Raw genomic sequence first — 18410 nt, forward strand, 5'->3', positions numbered from 1 at the left:
GACCCGTTTCCCGTTGCCGGTTTGCCGTGTCGATGGAGGCGCATTATAGGGATCCCGTTTCAGAGCACAACCCTTTTTTAGGATCTTTTATCTGAACGGTTATAAATGATCCAGATTGGTGAGATCGCCAGCGATCCAGTCCAGAATGGGCTTGTCAGATGGCTAAAATCGCATCAGGCTGCATTGAAAACAGAACAAAGGAGAACAAGATGACTTCCGCCCTACGTCCCTATAACGATCTTTTCCCGCAAACCGGCCAGCGCGTTATGGTCGATCCGAGCAGTGTTGTCGTCGGTGATGTCATCATGGGGGATGACGTGAGCATATGGCCGCTGGTTGCGATTAGAGGTGACGTGAATCAGGTCCGCATTGGTGCCCGCACTAATGTGCAGGACGGCAGTGTTCTGCACGTCACGCACAAATCAGCCGCCAACCCCCAGGGCTTTCCTCTTATTATTGGCGAGGACGTTACGGTTGGGCATAAAGCGATGCTTCACGGCTGTACCATTGGCGATCGCGTGCTGGTCGGAATGGGCTCGATTCTGCTTGATGGCGTAATAGTAGAAGAAGAGGTGATGATTGGTGCCGGAAGTCTGGTGCCGCCAGGTAAAAGGCTGGAGAGCGGCTATCTCTATCTGGGAAGTCCGGTAAGGCAGGTCAGGCCGCTGAATGACAGTGAGAAGGAAGGTTTACGCTATTCCGCAAATAACTATGTCGGCTGGAAAGATAATTATCTTGCTGGAGATAACCAGACCCAGCCCTGAACATCCACATTATCCTGACGAATAGCCGATTCGGCCTCATCTTCCAGATCCCAGCGATGGTGCTGAAACAGCGTCATCGCCTCTCCCTCACCAAAACGCGACGTCAGCGACTCACGGCTGATTGCGCAGTTCAGCCGCATGCCGTTGACCAGAACCGGGAAACAGACCGCGTTCAGTCCGGCATCGTAAGTTTCCTCATCAGGGAACTGTATCGCCTGATTCATGGCTGCATGGCCTGCTTAAGCTGAGCAATCACCGGCGTGATTTCCGGCATCACACCGTGCCACAGATAAAAGGCATGCGCAGCCTGACCCACCAGCATACCCAGCCCATCTGCCAAATGATCACTGCCCTGCACCTGACACCAGCGCAGAAAAGGCGTCAGCCCACTTTGGTAAAACATGTCATAGCAGCGTACATCAGCATGGATCACTTGCGCAGGTAAAGGTGGCGTTTCGCCATTCACACCACTTGAAGTGGCATTGATGATCAGATCGAAGTGCTGATCCGCCAGTTGCTCAAATCCACATGCCTGAATAGCACCACTCTCTCTGAACAGACTTACCAGCTCTTCCGCACGCGTGGCCGTACGATTCACCAGCGTAAGCGTCACGCCCGCTGAAAGTAACGGCAGAATCACCCCACGGGCGGCACCGCCCGCCCCCACCAGCAATACATTGTCGCCAGCGTTGATCATCATCAGCCGTTCAAGATCGCTTAACAGGCCGATACCATCCGTGTTATCGCCCAGGATCTTCCCATCACTCAGTTTTTTAACGGTGTTTACCGCACCGGACAGCGCTGCCCGTTCGCTGAGCTGGTCGGCAAATTCCCATGCCTGCTGTTTGAAAGGTAACGTTACGTTAGCTCCACGACCTCCCTGCCCGAAAAAGGCAGAAAGCGCATGAGGAAAACCATCAATCGGGGCACAAATACGACCATAGCGGTGTTCAATGCCCGTCTGCTCAGCGAAAGCCTGATGGATCAGAGGAGATTTACTGTGATTGATCGGATTACCGAAAACGGCGAAGTGATCCATGATTTAACCCTGACGTATAAGTTCGCCGCTAATGACATCGCGGATTTCAGAGGGATTCAGTCTTCCACCCGTTTTACCCGACAGAACCGGGAAGTGCTCACCAAACTGCTGTTTCACTTCTTCAGCTGTGCGGCAGGGAGGCTGGCCTGACAGATTTGCGCTGGTCGAGACCAGCGGTTTACCAAATGCACGGCAAAGCGCCTGCACATCAGGATGGTCACTGACGCGAATGGCCAGAGAGTCAAACTGTCCGGTAAGCCAGCGAGGTGTTTGTGGTGGCACGGGTACGACAAAAGTCACCGGGCCGGGCCAGCAGGCAAACATCCGCTCACGCTGGATAACAGACAGTTCGCGCGCCGAGATATAAGGCTCAAGCTGGCTGTAATCAGCCGCAATCAGGATGAGTCCCTTTTCGACCGGACGCTGTTTCAAAGCCAGCAAGGCCATAACGGCAGATTCACTGTCAGGATCACAGCCCAGACCAAACACAGCTTCAGTAGGATAGGCGATGACCGCCTGACGATTCAGATGCGCTAAGCAGTGGTCAAGTGAATCGGCGAGGTGTTGATTTTCCATTATCTATCAATTCTCTTCAGCAATGGCTTTGCCACAACTCTTACTGGCACAAAAGCGTTTAACGCCCTGCGCCGTCTTTTTTTCAACGAACAGCGGATACTGGCAATGAGGGCAGATTCCGGCTACGGGGGTCAGATTGACGACAAACTGGCAGGCCGGATAACGATCGCAGGAGTGAAACGTTTTGCCGTAACGGGAACGCCGCTGAACTAACCGGCCTTCATGACACTGTGGACAGGCCAGCGTGGTTTCATCCGGTTTGTCGATGGTTTCAGTGTATCCGCATTCAGGATAGAGGCTACAGCCAATGAACATGCCAAAACGTCCCTGCCGTAATACTTTATCGGCACCGCATTCGGGACAGGCGTGGCCCTCCAGCACTTTAACCACGTGGCCATCTGCCTGCCCTTTCAAGGGCCGAATGTAGTCGCACGCCGGATAATTCGCGCAGCCCAGAAAAGGACCATGTTTACCGGAGCGGATAATAAGTTCTGCCCCGCAAGCGGGGCAGGGATCCTGTTTACGCACGGTGAAGAGTGCAGCTTTACTCATAGCGATCAATGCATGAAAGGAAATTTAATGCAGCATACCTTCATTGACGTCGAATAGCAGTTCTTCCATCTGCTGATAGGCATTTTCACATCCCGGGATGTTGAACAACACCATCAGAACCACCCATTTGAGATCCTCCAGGTCAAACTCAGAGGTATCAAGCGCCATGACCCGTTCGATAACCATTTCGCGGGTTTCCAGGCTGAGCACCTGAATCTGCTCAAGGAACAGCAGGAAACCACGACTTTCAGCATCTAAACGTTTGCTTTCTTCATCGGTATAGATGCGCATTGAGAGCGGATCGTTGGTCAGTAAAATTGGCGCAACCAGTCCTTCCTGATAATCAGCCAGTCTTTCCAGCCAGTTCAGCGCACTGTAAACATCTTCCCGATGGAACCCGGCATCCGTCAGGTCATCTGTCAATCTGTCCTGATCAACACCCATTTCTGCTTCGTTGTGGATATATGTCTCAAACAAGTACATCAGTACGTCGAACATGGCATGCCCTCCTCAATCGGACATAGCCGCCGGGTACAGCTGCGATCCATCCTGCTAACTCCAGTTCCAGCAACTGAGCTGAGATAACTGGCACAGATTGGCCGGCACGTTCAGCGACAACGTCAACAGGTGTAACATCATCACCTACGTTAGCCAACACATCAGCAAATGGCAATGGAGCATCGTCACTCACCTCAGAATAAATTTCGTCGGCCCGGCTAACGGGTAGCCAGTTAAGTGCACCTGCCAGATCTTCCACGATGTTATTGGGATGTGCCACCAGCAGCGCGCCCTGCTGAATCAGCCAGTTTACACCTTCGCTTAACGGGTTGCCGAGCGCGCCAGGTAAGGCATAGACATTGCGATTTTGCTCCAGCGCGTAACGGGCCGTCACCAGTGAGCCACTCTTCAGCGACGCTTCTACTACCAGCACACCATGGCTCAGGCCGCTGATGATGCGGTTACGGCGTGGAAAATTAAGCGGATGCGGTATGGTCGTCAGCGGAAACTCAGACACGATAGCACCGCCCTGTTCAGCGATCTCTGCGGCAAGCCGGACATGGTTCCTGGGATAGAGTCGCTGCAATCCACTTCCTAGCACGGCCACCGTTTTACCGCCCACGTTCAGTACTGCCTGATGCGCAACACCATCAATACCCCGCGCCAGTCCGCTGGTGATGGTCAACCCGCCCAGGCTTAAATGCTGGGTAAACCAGTCGCACCAGTAACGACCATTGGGTGAACAATTCCGGCTTCCTACAATCGCTAACTGTGGTGTACGGATAACGGCAGGATCGCCTTTAATATAGAGCAGAGGCGGAAAGCGATTTGTTTCTTTAAGACGGGCCGGATAAGCATCATCCAGGGCGGTGACCAGATGATGAGCCGGACTCTGTGCCAGCCAGGAATACACGTCTTGACAGTTTTTTTCATCAAAATCAGAATATTGCTTTCGCTGGCTGGCATCCAGCCCAAGCCGGGTTAGCAGCTCACTGTCCGCCCGTTCAGCGCCTGTCTGCTGCGCCACTTCAACCCAGCGTTTCCCTGTCATCCCGGTGACGGCTGCCAGCCGTACATACTGCGCTATTTTGTCCATCTCCTGCTCCCTGATCGCCCTTGCTTCCTGCCGCACAATGCTGTCAATCAGGCCTCGAAAAGTCTACAATATGAGGCAGTAATCTTTTCTTAACCGAATACAGATCTGGATATTTATGTCAGTTTTGCAGGTATTACATTTTCCTGACGAGCGTCTTCGCAAAGTCGCTGCGCCCGTCAAAGAAGTTAACGCAGACATTCAGCGTATCGTTGATGATATGTTCGAGACGATGTATGCCGAAGAAGGTATCGGTCTTGCGGCTACGCAGGTCGATATTCATCAGCGCATTATCGTGATTGATGTCTCCGAAAGTCGTGAAGAGCGTCTGGTCCTCATTAACCCCGAGCTGCTGGAAAAAAGCGGCGAAACCGGCATTGAAGAGGGTTGTCTCTCAATTCCGGAACAGCGCGCATTTGTTCCGCGAGCCGAGCGGGTGAAGGTTCGCGCACTTGATCGTGATGGTAAAAGTTTCGAGCTGGAAGCCAGCGAGTTACTGGCCATCTGTATCCAGCATGAGATTGATCATCTGGAAGGCAAACTGTTTATTGATTATCTGTCGCCTCTGAAGCGGCAACGAATCAAAACTAAGTTAGAGAAACTGGCGCGTCAGAACGCGCAGGCTTCCTGAGATCTTAAGAAGGGATAAACGTGTCTGCCCCGCTAAAAATCATCTTTGCCGGCACACCTGACTTCGCAGCGCGTCATCTTGACGCGCTGCTTGCTTCTGAACATCAGGTTATCGGCGTATTTACCCAACCCGACCGTCCTGCGGGTCGCGGCAACAAACTAACCCCTGGCCCGGTCAAAACGCTGGCGCTGGCACATGACATACCGGTTTACCAGCCTAAGTCACTGCGACCTGAAGAAAATCAGCAACTGGTTGCTGATTTGAAGGCCGATGTGATGGTGGTCGTGGCCTACGGATTGATTCTGCCAAAGGCCGTGCTGAATATGCCACGTCTTGGCTGCATCAACGTTCATGGATCGCTGCTGCCTCGCTGGCGCGGAGCCGCGCCTATTCAGCGCGCACTGTGGGCTGGCGACAGCGAAACCGGCATAACGATCATGCAGATGGACGTGGGGTTAGACACCGGCGATATGCTGTACAAGCTGGCTTGCCCGATTACCGCCGGGGATACCAGTGCAACGCTTTATGACAAGCTGGCACAGCTTGGGCCACAGGGGCTGCTTGATACCCTGACGTTGCTGAGCACTCAACAGGCGTCACCTGAAAAACAGGATGAAACGCTGGCAAACTATGCTGAGAAGCTCAGCAAAGAGGAGGCTCGCCTTGACTGGACACTCTCTGCAGACCAGCTTGAACGCTGTATTCGCGCCTTTAATCCGTGGCCGATGAGCTTTTTCACTATTGACGATCAGCCGGTTAAAGTCTGGCAGGCAACCGTCCTGCCCCACTGCGATCGTTCGCCTGGCGAAATTATCAAAGCTGATAAGCAGGGCATCCAGGTGGCAACGGCTCAGGGTGTACTGAATCTGCAGCAGTTGCAGCCCGCCGGTAAAAAACCGATGTCGGCTCAGGATCTTCTCAACTCGCGCCGTGAATGGTTTGAACCTGGAACCCTTCTGGACTGACTCCCAGGCCCGGTCACTCACCGGGCCTTTTGTTTGATGACAAAACCCTATGACTAAATCAACCAACCTGCGTAGCCTCTCTGCCCAACTGATTGAGCACGTGGTGGACAAAGGCGAATCCCTGAACACGGTTCTGCCTGCCGCCCAAAAAAAACTCACCGACAAAGATAGCGCGTTAGTGCAGGAGATCTGTTTTGGTGTTCTGCGCACACTGCCACAGCTGGAAGCGTTAATCGGCAAACTGATGGAGCGTCCACTGACCGGCAAACAGCGAGTGCTGCACTATCTGATCATGGTCGGGCTTTATCAGCTGGAATATACCCGTGTGCCTGCTCATGCTGCACTGGCAGAAACCGTCGCGGGTGCCGAAGTTCTGAAGCGCACCAGCCTGAAAGGTTTGTTAAATGGCGTTTTGCGCCAGTTTCAGCGTCAGCGCGAAGAGCTGCTTGCCAGCATTCAGGATGGTCCGCAGCGTTATCTGCATCCGGGATGGCTGTTAAAGCGGTTGCAGCTTGCCTGGCCGGAACAGTGGCAACAGATCGTCGAAGCAAATAATCTGCGTCCACCCATGTGGCTGCGCGTTAACCGCCAGCATCACGATCGCGATGCCTGGCTGGCCATGCTGGTCGAAAGCGGCCGGAATGCACAACCCGCTGACGATGTGCCGGATGCGCTGCGGCTTGACGTTCCCGCCCCTGTCAGTCAGCTACCCGGCTTTGATCAGGGTTGGGTGACCGTGCAGGATTTATCCGCTCAGCGCTGTGCTTTACTGCTTGAACCGCAAAACGGCGAACAGATTCTGGATTTATGCGCTGCCCCCGGCGGTAAAACGACCCACATTCTTGAAATCGCGCCGGAAGCCGACGTGCTCGCCGTGGATGTCGATGCGCAGCGCCTTAAACGCGTTGAGGAGAATCTGCAGCGGCTCGGTATGAAAGCAGAGGTGAAACAGGGTGATGGACGAATGCCACAACAGTGGTGTGGTGAGCGGCAGTTCGACCGTATTCTGCTCGATGCGCCCTGCTCTGCTACTGGTGTCATCCGACGTCACCCTGACATTAAATGGCTGCGTCGCGACCGTGATATCGCCGAGCTGGCAAAGCTTCAGAGTGAGATTCTTGACGCTATCTGGCCGCACCTGAAACCTGGCGGTACGCTGATTTATGCTACCTGTTCAATCCTGCCTGAAGAAAATCATCAGCAGATAGACGCTTTCCTGCAACGCCAGCATGATGCACAGGCAGAGTCTCTCAGGGATGCGCCGGCGAACGGATTACAGGTCTTCCCGCAAGCCGAAGGCGGAGATGGTTTCTTCTACGCTAAGCTGATAAAGAAATCGGGTACAAACTGATATGAGTATTGATAAGCGATGAAAATAATCATTCTGGGCGCAGGACAGGTTGGCGGAACCCTCGCAGAAAATCTGGTGGGTGAAAACAACGATATCACGGTGGTCGATACCGATTCTTCACGGCTGCGTCATCTGCAGGACAAGTTCGATTTGCGCGTCGTGCAGGGGCATGGTTCCCATCCGCGAATTTTGCGTGAGGCGGGAGCAGAAGATGCCGACATGCTGGTTGCCGTGACTAACTCGGATGAAACCAACATGATTGCCTGTCAGATTGCTTATTCGCTTTTCAATACGCCGAATCGTATCGCCCGTATTCGCGCGGCTGACTATCTGCGTGATGCAGACAAGTTGTTTATACCTGAAGCGGTGCCTATTGATCACCTGATCTCACCTGAGCAGTTAGTGATCGACAATATCTATCGTCTGATCCAGTACCCTGGCGCATTGCAGGTCGTTAATTTTGCCGAGGGGAAAGTGAGTCTGGCAGTAGTGAAAGCGTATTATGGCGGGCCCCTGGTGGGCAACCCGCTCTCTATCATGCGTGAGCATATGCCACACATCGATACGCGTGTAGCCGCTATCTTTCGTCAGGATCGCCCTATTCGCCCTCAGGGCTCAACCATCGTAGAAGCGGGTGATGAGGTCTTTTTCATCGCTGCCAGTCAGAACATTCGTGCGGTGATGAGTGAAATGCAGCGGCTGGAGAAACCTTACAAGCGGATTATGCTGGTGGGTGGCGGTAACATTGGTTTTGGTCTGGCCCAGCGGCTTGAGAAGCACTACAGCGTTAAGCTGATTGAACGTAATCCCCAGCGCGCAGCAGAACTCGCCGAACATCTGCATGACACTGTGGTTTTTTATGGTGATGCGTCAGATCAGGAACTGCTGGCGGAAGAACACGTTGAGCAGGTTGACCTGTTTATTGCCGTCACCAACGATGATGAAGCGAATATCATGTCAGCGATGCTGGCGAAAAAGATGGGGGCGAAGAAGGTGATGGTGCTGATTCAGCGCCGTGCCTACGTCGATCTGGTCCAGGGCAGCGTTATCGATATTGCCATTTCACCTCAACAGGCCACGATTTCTGCCCTGCTGGGTCATGTACGTAAAGCAGATATTGTGGGCGTTTCATCGTTGCGACGCGGTATTGCAGAGGCGATCGAGGCGATAGCCCACGGTGACGAATCCACTTCACGCGTGGTCGGCCGCTCGATTGATGATATCAAACTGCCGCCAGGGACTATTATTGGTGCAGTCGTTCGCGGTGACGATGTGATGATTGCCAATGATAACCTGCGTATTGAACAGGGTGATCACGTCATCATGTTCCTGACTGACAAGAAATTTGTGTCTGATGTGGAACGTCTCTTCCAGCCAAGTCCCTTTTTCCTGTAAATGCCGCGTTAATTGGCTGACAAAGCCTGTAGCAGGCAAAACTGCCGCTTAATTCACTGAATTGATGGCAAAAACAGTAAGGTTTGTTAGACTTTATGGCATTGACCTGGGCAAGGAGATAAGTATGAGTTTAATCAAAGAGTTTCGTGATTTCGCAATGCGCGGCAACGTAATGGATTTAGCCGTGGGTGTCATCATCGGTGCGGCATTCGGTAAAATCGTTTCATCATTAGTCGCTAACATCATCATGCCGCCCTTAGGCCTGCTGATTGGTGGTGTCGATTTCAAATCATTTGCCTGGGTCCTCAAGCCTGCAACTGGCGATGCGCCTGCCGTGGTTATGCAGTACGGTATTTTCCTGCAGACCATCTTTGATTTCGTCATTATTGCTTTCGCGATCTTTATGGCGATTAAATTGATGAACCGTCTGTACAAGAAAAAGGAAGTTGAGAAGCCGGTTGCTAAGCCATCAAACGAAGAAGTCCTGCTGACCGAAATCCGCGATCTGCTGAAACAGCAGAACACCCGGGTCTAGTGAATAAGCCGCCTGACAGGCGGTTTTTTTGACCGTAAAAGCAGAAGGGCAGTGATAAGACGCTTTCTTATCACTGCCCTCCCATCCACTCCCCTTACCATGTTTCTCTTTCCGCTTAAAACTGCCTTTACCCTTTTGCTTCTGCTCAATGCGTTGTCGGAATAACGGGTCGTGTAACAGAGCCTGTATCGCGTTATCGCGAATTTGCCCTTTGGTGTGCTGATATTTACTCATGTTGCCTCCTGTTAAGATGGTGAGATACTTTATTCCTTTGCAGCAAAATAACAAGATGCTTATTTGCTCAACGCCTCTCCCCGCTCCAGCGCCTCAAGAATTGAGCACGAAATGCTACTGTGACTGTCGCCACAACAGGCATCCGAGAGGTGGCGCAGAGAACGCTGCATCGTTTCTAATTCTGCAATCATCTGAGCAACTTCACTCAGCCGTTTTTCAACGATTGCTTTTGATTCCTGACAGGTATGGTGCGCAGGATCGACCCGGATAGAAAGTAGTTCTCTGATGGCTTCGAGGCTAAACCCAAGTTTTCGACCGTAACGAATGAATTTCAGACGCTGAAGGTCGGCTTCAGTATAAAGGCGAAACCCGCCTTCTGTGCGACCATCATGGCCCATCATCTGCTGCTTCTCATAAAAACGGATTGTATCTGGCGTGACTTCCGCAAGCTTAGCTAACTGGCCGATGCGAAACATCTACTTCTCCTCGCGGAAATGATGCTGAATGGCTGTGGAATAGTCGCCATGCAGAAAATCAGTGCTTAAACCCGCCTGCCGCAAGCGCAGTTCCAGCACCTGAAGCCGATGACAGTGATCCTGATAGCCTTGATCCGTAGGATCCAGCTGGCGAATAAGATCGTTAACTTCCATGGCCTCCCGCCTGAGCTCTAACTCTGGTGGCAAAAAGCCCGAATTTTTTAGTAGCCGATAGCCCGCTCTTAATTCAGGAGGAACATGCCTATCGTCATCGAGTTGCAACGGCTTGCCCGAGCCGGGAAGATTACTCAGCTCGCCTTTTTCTAACGCCGCTTTAATGTGCTGCTCCGCAAGTTCGTCAACCAGCCACATAGTTAGCTCCCTGGAACGTGAAGACTACATTCTAAGGTAGTAAATTTCAGGCAATAAAAAACCCGCCGAAGCGGGTTTTTTACGTTGCTACAGATTACTCTGCAGCTGCTTCTGCTTGAGCTTCTGGACGATCAACCAGCTCGATGTAAGCCATCGGAGCGTTGTCACCAGCACGGAAGCCACACTTCAGAATACGAGTGTAACCACCGGCACGGCTCGCGAAACGCGGGCCCAGCTCGTTAAACAGTTTTGCCACGATCTCGTTATCACGAGTACGGGCGAATGCCAGACGACGATTAGCTACGCTGTCGGTCTTGGCAAGAGTAATCAGCGGCTCAACTACGCGACGCAGTTCTTTGGCTTTCGGCAGAGTCGTTTTGATGATCTCATGACGAACCAGAGAACCGGCCATGTTGCGGAACATAGCCTGACGATGGCTGCTGTTGCGGTTCAGTTGACGACCACTCTTACGATGGCGCATGACCTTATCCTTCTCAGTGAAACCTTAACCTGTGATCTGATTATTCATCAGCAATGCTTGCTGGCGGCCAGTTCTCAAGGCGCATGCCCAGAGAAAGACCACGCGAAGCCAGCACATCTTTAATCTCAGTAAGAGATTTTTTACCAAGGTTAGGCGTTTTAAGCAGCTCAACCTCGGTACGCTGTACCAGATCACCGATGTAGTGGATAGCTTCTGCCTTAAGGCAGTTAGCAGAGCGGACAGTCAATTCCAGATCGTCAACAGGGCGCAGCAGGATCGGATCGAACTCTGGTTTCTCTTCTTTAACTTCCGGCTGACGTACATCACGTAAGTCAACGAAAGCTTCAAGTTGTTCTGCCAGAATGGTTGCCGCACGACGAATCGCCTCTTCAGGATCGATTGTGCCGTTGGTTTCCATTTCGATGACCAGCTTGTCCAGGTCGGTGCGCTGCTCTACACGCGCTGCTTCAACATTGTAGGCGATACGGTCTACAGGGCTGTAGCAAGCGTCAACTAACAGGCGGCCGATTGGGCGCTCATCTTCTTCCGAATGAATTCGGGCAGAAGCCGGCACATAGCCACGTCCACGCTGAACTTTGATACGCATGCTGATAGCAGCGTTCTCATCGGTCAGATGGCAAATGACATGCTGAGGCTTGACGATTTCGACATCACCATCATGGGTAATGTCGGCTGCAGTCACAGGGCCAATGCCAGATTTATTCAGGGTCAGAATAACTTCATCTTTACCCTGAACTCTTACCGCCAGCCCTTTCAGGTTGAGCAGGATTTCCAGGATATCTTCCTGTACGCCCTCTTTGGTGCTGTACTCATGAAGTACACCATCAATTTCAACCTCGGTCACCGCGCAACCCGGCATGGATGAAAGCAGAATACGGCGCAGTGCGTTACCAAGAGTATGGCCAAAGCCACGCTCTAAAGGCTCAAGGGTCACCTTGGCGTGCGTCGAACTCACTTGCTCGATATCTACCAGGCGCGGTTTTAGAAACTCTGTCACAGAACCCTGCATTGTGTCCTCTCTTTGGTACTAAGCTTTACTTAGAGTAAAGCTCGACGATCAGGTGTTCGTTAATGTCCGCAGACAGATCAGTACGTTCGGGAATACGCTTGAACACACCTTCCATCTTAGTCGCATCAACTTCCAGCCAGGTTGGCTTTTCACGCTGCTCAGCCAGCTCCAGAGCGGCCTTCACGCGAGATTGCTTTTTGGCTTTCTCACGGATGCTAACGACATCATTCGGAGATACCTGATAAGAAGCGATGTTAACAACGCGGCCATTTACCAGAACAGACTTGTGGCTCACCAGCTGACGTGCTTCTGCACGAGTGGCACCAAAGCCCATACGATAAACTACGTTGTCCAGACGACCTTCCAGCAGAGCCAACAGGTTTTCACCGGTGTTGCCTTTCAGACGAGCTGCTTCTTTATAATAGTTACGGAACTGACGCTCCAGCACGCCGTAGATACGACGAACTTTCTGCTTTTCACGTAACTGACCGCCGTAATCAGACAGACGCGGTTTACGCGCACCATGCTGACCAGGGGCTTGTTCAATCTTACACTTGGAATCAATCGCGCGAACGCCAGACTTAAGGAATAAGTCAGTGCCCTCACGACGGCTCAGCTTGAGCTTAGGACCCAAATATCTTGCCATTTTCTTTCTCCAACTATCCTAAAAAAACGGGCGTTATACGCGACGTTTTTTCGGCGGACGACAACCGTTATGAGGGATCGGAGTCACATCAGTAATATTAGTGATGCGGAAACCAGCGGCGTTCAAAGCACGAATCGTAGATTCGCGACCTGGACCCGGACCCTTTACCATAACTTCCAGGTTCTTAATTCCGTAATCTTTTACCGCTTCTGCACAGCGCTCTGCAGCGACCTGAGCAGCAAACGGAGTGGATTTACGTGAACCGCGGAAACCGGAACCACCGGCGGTTGCCCAACCCAGTGCGTTACCCTGACGATCAGTAATGGTAACGATGGTGTTGTTAAAAGAAGCATGGACATGAGCCACGCCATCTGAGACTTGTTTTCTTACACGCTTGCGTGCACGAACTGGTGCCTTTGCCATTATTTACTCACCCCGATTATTTCTTGATCGGTTTACGCGGACCCTTACGGGTACGTGCGTTGGTCTTAGTACGCTGACCGCGAACCGGAAGACCACGACGATGGCGCAAACCACGGTAGCAACCAAGGTCCATAAGACGCTTGATGCTCAGGGTGATTTCACGGCGCAGATCACCTTCTACAACGAATTTCGCAACTGCATCACGCAGCTGATCAATTTGTTCTTCAGACAGCTCACTGATCTTAACATTTTCAGCAATACCCGTTGAAGCGCAGATGGCTTTTGAACGGGTTTTACCGATACCGAAGATCGAAGTTAATGCGATAACGGTATGTTTTTGATCAGGAATGTTAATGCCTGCTATACGGGCCACTATGCACTCCTATAATTAAACAAGCACGTCCCATGCTGAAAAGCCCGTTTTCAGGATACTCAAATGGAAACGTACTGACATACAAAAGATTGGCTGGCTAATCTAGCCAGCTCAACCCGACTTTGCAAGAAAAATATGTGACAAAATCAGCCTTGGCGCTGTTTATGCTTTGGCTCGGCGCTGCAGATCACACGTACGACACCGTCGCGACGAATGATTTTGCAGTTACGACATAATCTCTTGACGGAAGCACGAACTTTCATTTTTACTCTCCGTAACTTCTCAACCAACTGAATTAACGGCCGTAGCCTTTCAGGTTAGCTTTCTTCAGTGCCGACTCGTACTGACTTGACATCATCAGAGTTTGCACTTGAGCCATAAAGTCCATGATGACGACAACTACGATGAGCAGTGAAGTACCGCCAAAGTAGAAGGGAACCTTCATCGCATCACGCATGAACTCCGGGATAAGGCAGATAAAAGTAATGTACAGCGCGCCGATTAAGGTCAGTCGCGTCATCACTTTATCAATATACTTCGCCGTTTGCTCTCCCGGACGAATTCCCGGTACGAATGCACCAGACTTCTTCAGGTTATCTGCTGTTTCACGTGGGTTGAAAACCAACGCCGTATAGAAGAAACAGAAGAAGATGATTGCAGTCGCATAGAGTAGCACATAAAGCGGCTGTCCTGGCTGCAAATACAGCGAAATTGTTGTCAGCCAGTTCCAACCGGTACCGCCCCCAAACCACGATGCAATCGTTGCCGGGAACAGAATAATGCTGGAAGCAAAGATGGCTGGAATAACGCCCGCCATGTTCACTTTCAACGGTAAATGTGTGCTCTGTGCAGCGTAAACGCGACGACCCTGCTGACGTTTTGCGTAGTTCACCACAATGCGGCGTTGACCACGTTCAACGAAGATAACAAAGAAGGTCACTGCGAATACGAGTACTGCAACCAACAGCAACAGAAGGAAGTGCAGGTCGCCTTGCCGCGCTTGCTCGATGGTATGGCCAATGGCCGGCGGAAGACCCGCAACAATACCTGCGAAGATAATGATCGAAATACCGTTACCGATACCACGCTCAGTAATCTGTTCGCCCAGCCACATCAGGAACATCGTTCCTGAGACCAGACTCACAACAGCGGTAAAGTAGAAAGCAAAGCCGGGATTCATTACCAGGCCTTGCATCCCTGGCATATTCGGCAAACCGGTAGCAATACCGATCGACTGGAATATGGCCAATACCAACGTACCGTATCGGGTGTACTGACTAATCTTACGACGGCCAGCCTCCCCTTCTTTCTTAATTTCCGCTAACGCTGGATGTACCACCGTTAATAACTGGATAATAATTGATGCCGAAATATACGGCATGATACCCAGTGCGAAAATTGAAGCACGGCTGAGAGCACCACCAGAGAACATGTTAAACATTTCAATGATGGTGCCACGCTGTTGCTCAAGCAGTTTGGCAAGTACAGTGGCATCAATACCAGGGATTGGAATAAAAGAGCCAATACGGAAGACAATCAGTGCGCCGATTACAAACAGCAGTCTGCGTTTCAGCTCACCAAAGCCACCTTTGGCACTTTGAAAATCTAATCCCGGTTGTTTAGCCATCTGCTACTTATTCCTCGATTTTACCGCCAGCAGCTTCGATTGCAGCACGAGCACCTTTGGTGACACGCAGACCGCGAATCGTTACCGGTGTAGAAACTTCACCAGACAGAATTACTTTAACGAATTCAATCTGAACACCGACAATGTTGGCTGCTTTCAGCGCGTTCAGGTCGACGATACCGCCTTCAACCTTCGCCAGATCAGACAGACGAATCTCTGTGGTGATCATTGCTTTGCGAGAGGTGAAACCGAACTTCGGCAGACGACGGTACAGAGGCATCTGACCACCTTCAAAACCGCGACGTACGCCACCGCCAGAACGTGAGTTCTGACCTTTGTGACCACGACCACCGGTTTTTCCGAGGCCAGAACCAATACCACGACCCAGACGCTTGGTAGCGTGCTTAGACCCTTCGGCCGGAGACAGAGTATTTAAACGCATCTCTTACTCCTCCACTTTAACCATATAGTAAACCGCGTTAACCATACCGCGTACTGCAGGCGTGTCTTCACGCTCAACGGTGTGACCAATGCGACGCAGACCCAGGCCAACCAGAGTGGCTTTATGCTTAGGCAAGCGGCCGATTGAACTACGGGTTTGAGTGATTTTAATAGTCTTAGCCATCGTGATTACCCCAGAATTTCTTCAACGGATTTACCACGCTTAGCAGCGACCATTTCCGGAGATTTCATATTGCCCAGGCCGTCGATAGTTGCACGAACCACGTTAATCGGGTTAGTAGAACCATAGGCTTTTGCCAGTACGTTATGAACTCCAGCGACTTCCAGAACGGCGCGCATTGCACCGCCGGCAATGATACCGGTACCTTCTGAAGCCGGCTGCATGAACACGCGGGAACCCGTGTGTGCACCTTTAACAGGGTGCTGCAGGGTGCCGTTGGTCAGCGCGACGTTAACCATGTTGCGACGGGCTTTCTCCATCGCTTTCTGGATCGCTGCTGGAACTTCACGCGCTTTACCGTAACCAAAACCTACGCGACCATTACCATCGCCTACCACAGTCAGTGCTGTGAAGGAGAAGATACGACCACCTTTAACAGTTTTAGAAACACGGTTTACCGCGATCAGTTTTTCCTGCAGTTCGCCAGCTTGTTTCTCGATGTGTGCCATCTTAGACCTCTACCTTAGAACTGAAGGCCAGCTTCACGGGCAGCATCTGCCAGTGCCTGGACGCGACCATGATATTGGAAACCGGAACGGTCGAAAGAAACACCAGTGATGCCTTTTTCGATTGCGCGTTCTGCGATAGCTTTACCTACTGCAGCTGCGGCTTCTTTATTACCGGTATACTTCAGTTGTTCAGTGATAGCTTTTTCTACAGTAGAAGCAGCGACCAGAACTTCGGAACCGTTCGGGGCGATTACCTGTGCGTAAATATGACGCGGGGTACGATGTACCACCAGGCGAGTAGCACCCAGCTCTTTGAGCTTGCGACGTGCACGGGTCGCACGACGGATACGAGCAGATTTCTTATCCATAGTGTTACCTTACTTCTTCTTAGCCTCTTTGGTACGCACGACTTCGTCGGCGTAACGGACACCCTTGCCTTTGTAAGGCTCAGGACGACGGTAGGCGCGCAAGTCCGCTGCAACCTGACCAATCAGCTGTTTATCAGCGCCTTTCAGCACGATCTCAGTCTGAGTTGGACATTCTGCAGTGATACCCGCGGGCAGCTGGTGATCGACTGGATGAGAAAAGCCCAGAGACAGGTTAACCACGTCGCCTTTAACGGCTGCACGATAACCTACACCAACCAGCTGCAGCTTCTTAGTGAAGCCTTCGGTAACACCGATAACCATTGCGTTCAGCAGCGCGCGAGAAGTACCCGCCTGCGCCCAGCCGTCAACGAAACCTTCGCGCGGAGCGAAAGTCAGAGCGTTGTCAGCATGCTTAACTTCAACAGCATCATTGATAGTACGAGTCAGCTCGCCGTTTTTACCTTTAATCGAAATTACCTGACCGTCGAGTTTTACCTCTACGCCGGCAGGAACAACGACAGGTGCTTTAGCAACACGAGACATATGTATCCTCCGATTACGCTACGTAGCAGATAATTTCGCCACCAAGACCAGCCTGGCGCGCTGCACGATCAGTCATGACACCTTTGGATGTAGAAACTACAGCGATGCCCATACCAGCCATTACCTTTGGCAGCTCATCTTTTTTCTTATAGATGCGCAGGCCAGGACGGCTTACTCGCTGAATGCTTTCTACAACAGCTTTGCCCTGGAAATACTTGAGAGTAAGTTCCAGTTCCAGCTTGATGTCGCCTTCGATTTTGAAATCTTCAATATATCCTTCTTCCTTCAGAACGTTGGCAATTGCCAATTTCAGCTTGGAGGAAGGCATGGTGACCGCAACTTTGTTCGCGGCCTGACCGTTACGGATACGGGTCAGCATATCCGCGATCGGATCTTGCATGCTCATCTGTGTTACTCCCGTGATTCAATTGGTGACAATTACCAGCTAGCCTTTTTCAGGCCCGGGATTTCACCGCGCATGGCGGCTTCGCGGACCTTGATACGGCTCAACCCAAACTTCCGCAGGAAACCGTGCGGACGACCTGTTTGACGGCAGCGGTTACGCTGACGTGAAGGGCTGGAATCACGCGGCAGACTCTGCAGCTTCAGAACAGCATCCCAACGGTCTTCGTCGGAAGCGTTCACATCAGAGATGATCGCTTTCAGTTCAGCGCGTTTAGCGAAGAATTTGTCTGCTAATTTCGCACGCTTAACTTCGCGTGCTTTCATAGATTGCTTAGCCATTAAGTAACCCTACCTTACTTACGGAACGGGAAGTCAAAGGCAGCCAGCAGAGCACGGCCTTCATCATCAGATTTCGCAGTAGTGGTAATGGTGATATCCAAACCACGAACGCGATCGACTTTGTCGTAGTCGATTTCTGGGAAGATGATCTGCTCACGTACACCCATGCTGTAGTTGCCACGACCATCGAATGACTTAGCGGACAAGCCACGGAAGTCACGGATACGTGGAACTGCAATGGTGACCAGACGCTCAAAGAACTCCCACATGCGCTCGCCACGCAGAGTTACTTTACAGCCGATCGGATAGCCCTGACGGATTTTGAAGCCTGCAACTGATTTGCGTGCTTTGGTGACCAGCGGTTTTTGACCGGAGATTGCTGCCAGGTCAGCTGCTGCGTTATCCAGCAGTTTCTTGTCAGCGATCGCTTCACCAACACCCATGTTCAGGGTGATCTTCTCGACCCGAGGGACTTGCATGACAGAATTGTAGCCAAACTCTGTCATGAGTTTCTGGACTACTTCGTCTTTGTAGTAATCATGCAGTTTCGCCATCGTACTACT

The 18410-nt window shown here is 51.6% G+C and carries 30 protein-coding genes; 6 read left to right on the forward strand and 24 right to left on the reverse strand.

Features of this window, described 5'->3' with window-relative positions; genetic code table 11:
* Positions 1-209 precede the first annotated feature (209 nt).
* On the forward strand, positions 210-764 hold the full coding sequence (locus N5J69_RS21435) for a gamma carbonic anhydrase family protein (protein WP_279772492.1): 555 nt from the start codon (positions 210-212) through the stop codon (positions 762-764).
* Here the strand turns inward: N5J69_RS21435 and N5J69_RS21440 are convergent.
* Genes N5J69_RS21440 through dprA form a run of 6 tightly spaced genes read right to left on the reverse strand, consistent with a single transcriptional unit; the run spans position 731 to position 4525 of the window.
* Entirely contained in the window at positions 731-988 is a 258-nt protein-coding gene (locus tag N5J69_RS21440; protein ID WP_279772494.1) for a DUF1488 domain-containing protein, read from the reverse strand. The genes N5J69_RS21435 and N5J69_RS21440 overlap by 34 nt on opposite strands.
* Positions 985-1803 (reverse strand): shikimate dehydrogenase, encoded by an 819-nt coding sequence (gene aroE / locus N5J69_RS21445; RefSeq protein ID WP_279772495.1) that lies wholly within the window; start codon positions 1801-1803, stop codon positions 985-987. The genes N5J69_RS21440 and aroE overlap by 4 nt, the downstream gene beginning before the upstream one ends.
* 3 nt (positions 1804-1806) lie before the next feature.
* A complete protein-coding gene (gene tsaC / locus N5J69_RS21450; protein WP_279772496.1) occupies positions 1807-2379 on the reverse strand; it encodes an L-threonylcarbamoyladenylate synthase type 1 TsaC in 573 nt (190 codons plus the stop codon).
* A 6-nt stretch (positions 2380-2385) separates the two neighbouring features.
* Complete coding sequence (locus N5J69_RS21455) at positions 2386-2931, reverse strand: topoisomerase DNA-binding C4 zinc finger domain-containing protein (protein WP_279772497.1); 546 nt, start codon at positions 2929-2931, stop codon at positions 2386-2388.
* A gap of 24 nt (positions 2932-2955) precedes the next feature.
* Positions 2956-3429, reverse strand: a complete 474-nt coding sequence (smg, locus tag N5J69_RS21460; protein WP_279772499.1) for a DUF494 family protein Smg — start codon at positions 3427-3429, stop codon at positions 2956-2958.
* Positions 3401-4525: a DNA-protecting protein DprA gene (gene dprA / locus N5J69_RS21465; protein WP_279772500.1), complete on the reverse strand. Its 1125-nt coding sequence runs from the start codon at positions 4523-4525 to the stop codon at positions 3401-3403. Before dprA ends, smg begins: the two co-directional genes overlap by 29 nt.
* Positions 4526-4640: 115 nt before the next feature.
* Here dprA and def point away from each other — a divergent pair, with 115 nt between their 5' ends.
* From def to mscL, 5 genes are all read left to right on the forward strand, one after another.
* The gene (gene def / locus N5J69_RS21470; protein WP_013359230.1) at positions 4641-5153 is read left to right on the forward strand and encodes a peptide deformylase; all 513 of its coding nucleotides are present in this window, start codon (positions 4641-4643) and stop codon (positions 5151-5153) included.
* A gap of 20 nt (positions 5154-5173) precedes the next feature.
* Positions 5174-6118, forward strand: a complete 945-nt coding sequence (gene fmt / locus N5J69_RS21475) for a methionyl-tRNA formyltransferase (protein WP_279772501.1) — start codon at positions 5174-5176, stop codon at positions 6116-6118.
* Between the two features lie 49 nt (positions 6119-6167).
* Entirely contained in the window at positions 6168-7469 is a 1302-nt protein-coding gene (gene rsmB, locus N5J69_RS21480) for a 16S rRNA (cytosine(967)-C(5))-methyltransferase RsmB (RefSeq protein ID WP_279772502.1), read from the forward strand.
* 18 nt (positions 7470-7487) lie between these two features.
* Positions 7488-8864, forward strand: a complete 1377-nt coding sequence (gene trkA / locus N5J69_RS21485; RefSeq protein ID WP_013359233.1) for a Trk system potassium transporter TrkA — start codon at positions 7488-7490, stop codon at positions 8862-8864.
* 124 nt (positions 8865-8988) lie between these two features.
* Positions 8989-9399, forward strand: a complete 411-nt coding sequence (gene mscL, locus N5J69_RS21490) for a large-conductance mechanosensitive channel protein MscL (RefSeq protein ID WP_033734108.1) — start codon at positions 8989-8991, stop codon at positions 9397-9399.
* Here mscL and N5J69_RS21495 read toward each other — a convergent pair.
* The 18 genes from N5J69_RS21495 to rplE form a co-directional block, all read right to left on the reverse strand.
* Complete coding sequence (locus N5J69_RS21495) at positions 9334-9633, reverse strand: alternative ribosome-rescue factor A (RefSeq protein ID WP_279772503.1); 300 nt, start codon at positions 9631-9633, stop codon at positions 9334-9336. The two genes, mscL and N5J69_RS21495, sit on opposite strands and share 66 nt — an antisense overlap.
* 59 nt (positions 9634-9692) lie before the next feature.
* Positions 9693-10109 (reverse strand): Zn(2+)-responsive transcriptional regulator, encoded by a 417-nt coding sequence (gene zntR / locus N5J69_RS21500; RefSeq protein ID WP_279772504.1) that lies wholly within the window; start codon positions 10107-10109, stop codon positions 9693-9695.
* A complete protein-coding gene (locus N5J69_RS21505) occupies positions 10110-10481 on the reverse strand; it encodes a DUF1992 domain-containing protein (RefSeq protein ID WP_279772505.1) in 372 nt (123 codons plus the stop codon).
* A 94-nt stretch (positions 10482-10575) separates the two neighbouring features.
* Positions 10576-10962, reverse strand: coding sequence for a 50S ribosomal protein L17 (rplQ, locus tag N5J69_RS21510; protein WP_003850180.1), 387 nt, complete (start codon positions 10960-10962; stop codon positions 10576-10578).
* Between the two features lie 40 nt (positions 10963-11002).
* Complete coding sequence (rpoA, locus tag N5J69_RS21515; RefSeq protein ID WP_003850179.1) at positions 11003-11992, reverse strand: DNA-directed RNA polymerase subunit alpha; 990 nt, start codon at positions 11990-11992, stop codon at positions 11003-11005.
* Between the two features lie 25 nt (positions 11993-12017).
* On the reverse strand, positions 12018-12638 hold the full coding sequence (gene rpsD, locus N5J69_RS21520) for a 30S ribosomal protein S4 (protein ID WP_008927131.1): 621 nt from the start codon (positions 12636-12638) through the stop codon (positions 12018-12020).
* 33 nt (positions 12639-12671) lie between these two features.
* Positions 12672-13061 carry a 30S ribosomal protein S11 gene (rpsK, locus tag N5J69_RS21525; RefSeq protein ID WP_004160563.1) on the reverse strand — a complete coding sequence of 130 codons (390 nt, stop codon included), beginning with the start codon at positions 13059-13061 and terminating at the stop codon, positions 12672-12674.
* A gap of 16 nt (positions 13062-13077) precedes the next feature.
* Positions 13078-13434: a 30S ribosomal protein S13 gene (gene rpsM, locus N5J69_RS21530; protein ID WP_003850176.1), complete on the reverse strand. Its 357-nt coding sequence runs from the start codon at positions 13432-13434 to the stop codon at positions 13078-13080.
* Between the two features lie 146 nt (positions 13435-13580).
* Positions 13581-13697, reverse strand: coding sequence for a 50S ribosomal protein L36 (gene rpmJ / locus N5J69_RS21535; protein WP_010252805.1), 117 nt, complete (start codon positions 13695-13697; stop codon positions 13581-13583).
* Positions 13698-13729: 32 nt separating this feature from the next.
* Complete coding sequence (gene secY, locus N5J69_RS21540; RefSeq protein WP_003850175.1) at positions 13730-15061, reverse strand: preprotein translocase subunit SecY; 1332 nt, start codon at positions 15059-15061, stop codon at positions 13730-13732.
* 7 nt (positions 15062-15068) lie between these two features.
* On the reverse strand, positions 15069-15503 hold the full coding sequence (rplO, locus tag N5J69_RS21545) for a 50S ribosomal protein L15 (protein WP_150015840.1): 435 nt from the start codon (positions 15501-15503) through the stop codon (positions 15069-15071).
* A 3-nt stretch (positions 15504-15506) separates the two neighbouring features.
* A complete protein-coding gene (rpmD, locus tag N5J69_RS21550) occupies positions 15507-15686 on the reverse strand; it encodes a 50S ribosomal protein L30 (protein WP_017345842.1) in 180 nt (59 codons plus the stop codon).
* A gap of 5 nt (positions 15687-15691) precedes the next feature.
* On the reverse strand, positions 15692-16192 hold the full coding sequence (rpsE, locus tag N5J69_RS21555) for a 30S ribosomal protein S5 (RefSeq protein ID WP_003850164.1): 501 nt from the start codon (positions 16190-16192) through the stop codon (positions 15692-15694).
* A gap of 14 nt (positions 16193-16206) precedes the next feature.
* Positions 16207-16560: a 50S ribosomal protein L18 gene (gene rplR / locus N5J69_RS21560; protein ID WP_003850163.1), complete on the reverse strand. Its 354-nt coding sequence runs from the start codon at positions 16558-16560 to the stop codon at positions 16207-16209.
* Between the two features lie 9 nt (positions 16561-16569).
* Positions 16570-17103: a 50S ribosomal protein L6 gene (rplF, locus tag N5J69_RS21565; RefSeq protein WP_013359237.1), complete on the reverse strand. Its 534-nt coding sequence runs from the start codon at positions 17101-17103 to the stop codon at positions 16570-16572.
* A gap of 13 nt (positions 17104-17116) precedes the next feature.
* Positions 17117-17509 carry a 30S ribosomal protein S8 gene (rpsH, locus tag N5J69_RS21570; protein WP_003850158.1) on the reverse strand — a complete coding sequence of 131 codons (393 nt, stop codon included), beginning with the start codon at positions 17507-17509 and terminating at the stop codon, positions 17117-17119.
* A gap of 32 nt (positions 17510-17541) precedes the next feature.
* Positions 17542-17847, reverse strand: a complete 306-nt coding sequence (rpsN, locus tag N5J69_RS21575; RefSeq protein ID WP_008927132.1) for a 30S ribosomal protein S14 — start codon at positions 17845-17847, stop codon at positions 17542-17544.
* 14 nt (positions 17848-17861) lie between these two features.
* A complete protein-coding gene (gene rplE / locus N5J69_RS21580; RefSeq protein WP_003850155.1) occupies positions 17862-18401 on the reverse strand; it encodes a 50S ribosomal protein L5 in 540 nt (179 codons plus the stop codon).
* Positions 18402-18410: the final 9 nt, after the last annotated feature.

The organism is Pantoea sp. GD03673 (genome assembly GCF_029844725.1).
Classification (GTDB): Bacteria; Pseudomonadota; Gammaproteobacteria; order Enterobacterales; family Enterobacteriaceae; genus Pantoea.

Coding starts and splice junctions, on each gene's coding strand:
- N5J69_RS21505 (WP_279772505.1), bottom strand. CDS start 10,481: ATGTGGCTGGTTGACGAACTTGCGGAGCAGCACATTAAAGCGGCGTTA.
- N5J69_RS21455 (WP_279772497.1), bottom strand. CDS start 2,931: ATGAGTAAAGCTGCACTCTTCACCGTGCGTAAACAGGATCCCTGCCCC.
- rpoA (WP_003850179.1), bottom strand. CDS start 11,992: ATGCAGGGTTCTGTGACAGAGTTTCTAAAACCGCGCCTGGTAGATATC.
- rpmJ (WP_010252805.1), bottom strand. CDS start 13,697: ATGAAAGTTCGTGCTTCCGTCAAGAGATTATGTCGTAACTGCAAAATC.
- smg (WP_279772499.1), bottom strand. CDS start 3,429: ATGTTCGACGTACTGATGTACTTGTTTGAGACATATATCCACAACGAA.
- secY (WP_003850175.1), bottom strand. CDS start 15,061: ATGGCTAAACAACCGGGATTAGATTTTCAAAGTGCCAAAGGTGGCTTT.
- rplE (WP_003850155.1), bottom strand. CDS start 18,401: ATGGCGAAACTGCATGATTACTACAAAGACGAAGTAGTCCAGAAACTC.
- rpsK (WP_004160563.1), bottom strand. CDS start 13,061: ATGGCAAAGGCACCAGTTCGTGCACGCAAGCGTGTAAGAAAACAAGTC.
- rsmB (WP_279772502.1), top strand. CDS start 6,168: ATGACTAAATCAACCAACCTGCGTAGCCTCTCTGCCCAACTGATTGAG.
- rpsE (WP_003850164.1), bottom strand. CDS start 16,192: ATGGCACACATCGAGAAACAAGCTGGCGAACTGCAGGAAAAACTGATC.
- def (WP_013359230.1), top strand. CDS start 4,641: ATGTCAGTTTTGCAGGTATTACATTTTCCTGACGAGCGTCTTCGCAAA.
- trkA (WP_013359233.1), top strand. CDS start 7,488: ATGAAAATAATCATTCTGGGCGCAGGACAGGTTGGCGGAACCCTCGCA.
- mscL (WP_033734108.1), top strand. CDS start 8,989: ATGAGTTTAATCAAAGAGTTTCGTGATTTCGCAATGCGCGGCAACGTA.
- rpsH (WP_003850158.1), bottom strand. CDS start 17,509: ATGAGCATGCAAGATCCGATCGCGGATATGCTGACCCGTATCCGTAAC.
- N5J69_RS21435 (WP_279772492.1), top strand. CDS start 210: ATGACTTCCGCCCTACGTCCCTATAACGATCTTTTCCCGCAAACCGGC.
- N5J69_RS21495 (WP_279772503.1), bottom strand. CDS start 9,633: ATGAGTAAATATCAGCACACCAAAGGGCAAATTCGCGATAACGCGATA.
- rplO (WP_150015840.1), bottom strand. CDS start 15,503: ATGCGTTTAAATACTCTGTCTCCGGCCGAAGGGTCTAAGCACGCTACC.
- rpsD (WP_008927131.1), bottom strand. CDS start 12,638: ATGGCAAGATATTTGGGTCCTAAGCTCAAGCTGAGCCGTCGTGAGGGC.
- rplR (WP_003850163.1), bottom strand. CDS start 16,560: ATGGATAAGAAATCTGCTCGTATCCGTCGTGCGACCCGTGCACGTCGC.
- rpmD (WP_017345842.1), bottom strand. CDS start 15,686: ATGGCTAAGACTATTAAAATCACTCAAACCCGTAGTTCAATCGGCCGC.
- tsaC (WP_279772496.1), bottom strand. CDS start 2,379: ATGGAAAATCAACACCTCGCCGATTCACTTGACCACTGCTTAGCGCAT.
- rplF (WP_013359237.1), bottom strand. CDS start 17,103: ATGTCTCGTGTTGCTAAAGCACCTGTCGTTGTTCCTGCCGGCGTAGAG.
- zntR (WP_279772504.1), bottom strand. CDS start 10,109: ATGTTTCGCATCGGCCAGTTAGCTAAGCTTGCGGAAGTCACGCCAGAT.
- rpsN (WP_008927132.1), bottom strand. CDS start 17,847: ATGGCTAAGCAATCTATGAAAGCACGCGAAGTTAAGCGTGCGAAATTA.
- dprA (WP_279772500.1), bottom strand. CDS start 4,525: ATGGACAAAATAGCGCAGTATGTACGGCTGGCAGCCGTCACCGGGATG.
- aroE (WP_279772495.1), bottom strand. CDS start 1,803: ATGGATCACTTCGCCGTTTTCGGTAATCCGATCAATCACAGTAAATCT.
- rplQ (WP_003850180.1), bottom strand. CDS start 10,962: ATGCGCCATCGTAAGAGTGGTCGTCAACTGAACCGCAACAGCAGCCAT.
- N5J69_RS21440 (WP_279772494.1), bottom strand. CDS start 988: ATGAATCAGGCGATACAGTTCCCTGATGAGGAAACTTACGATGCCGGA.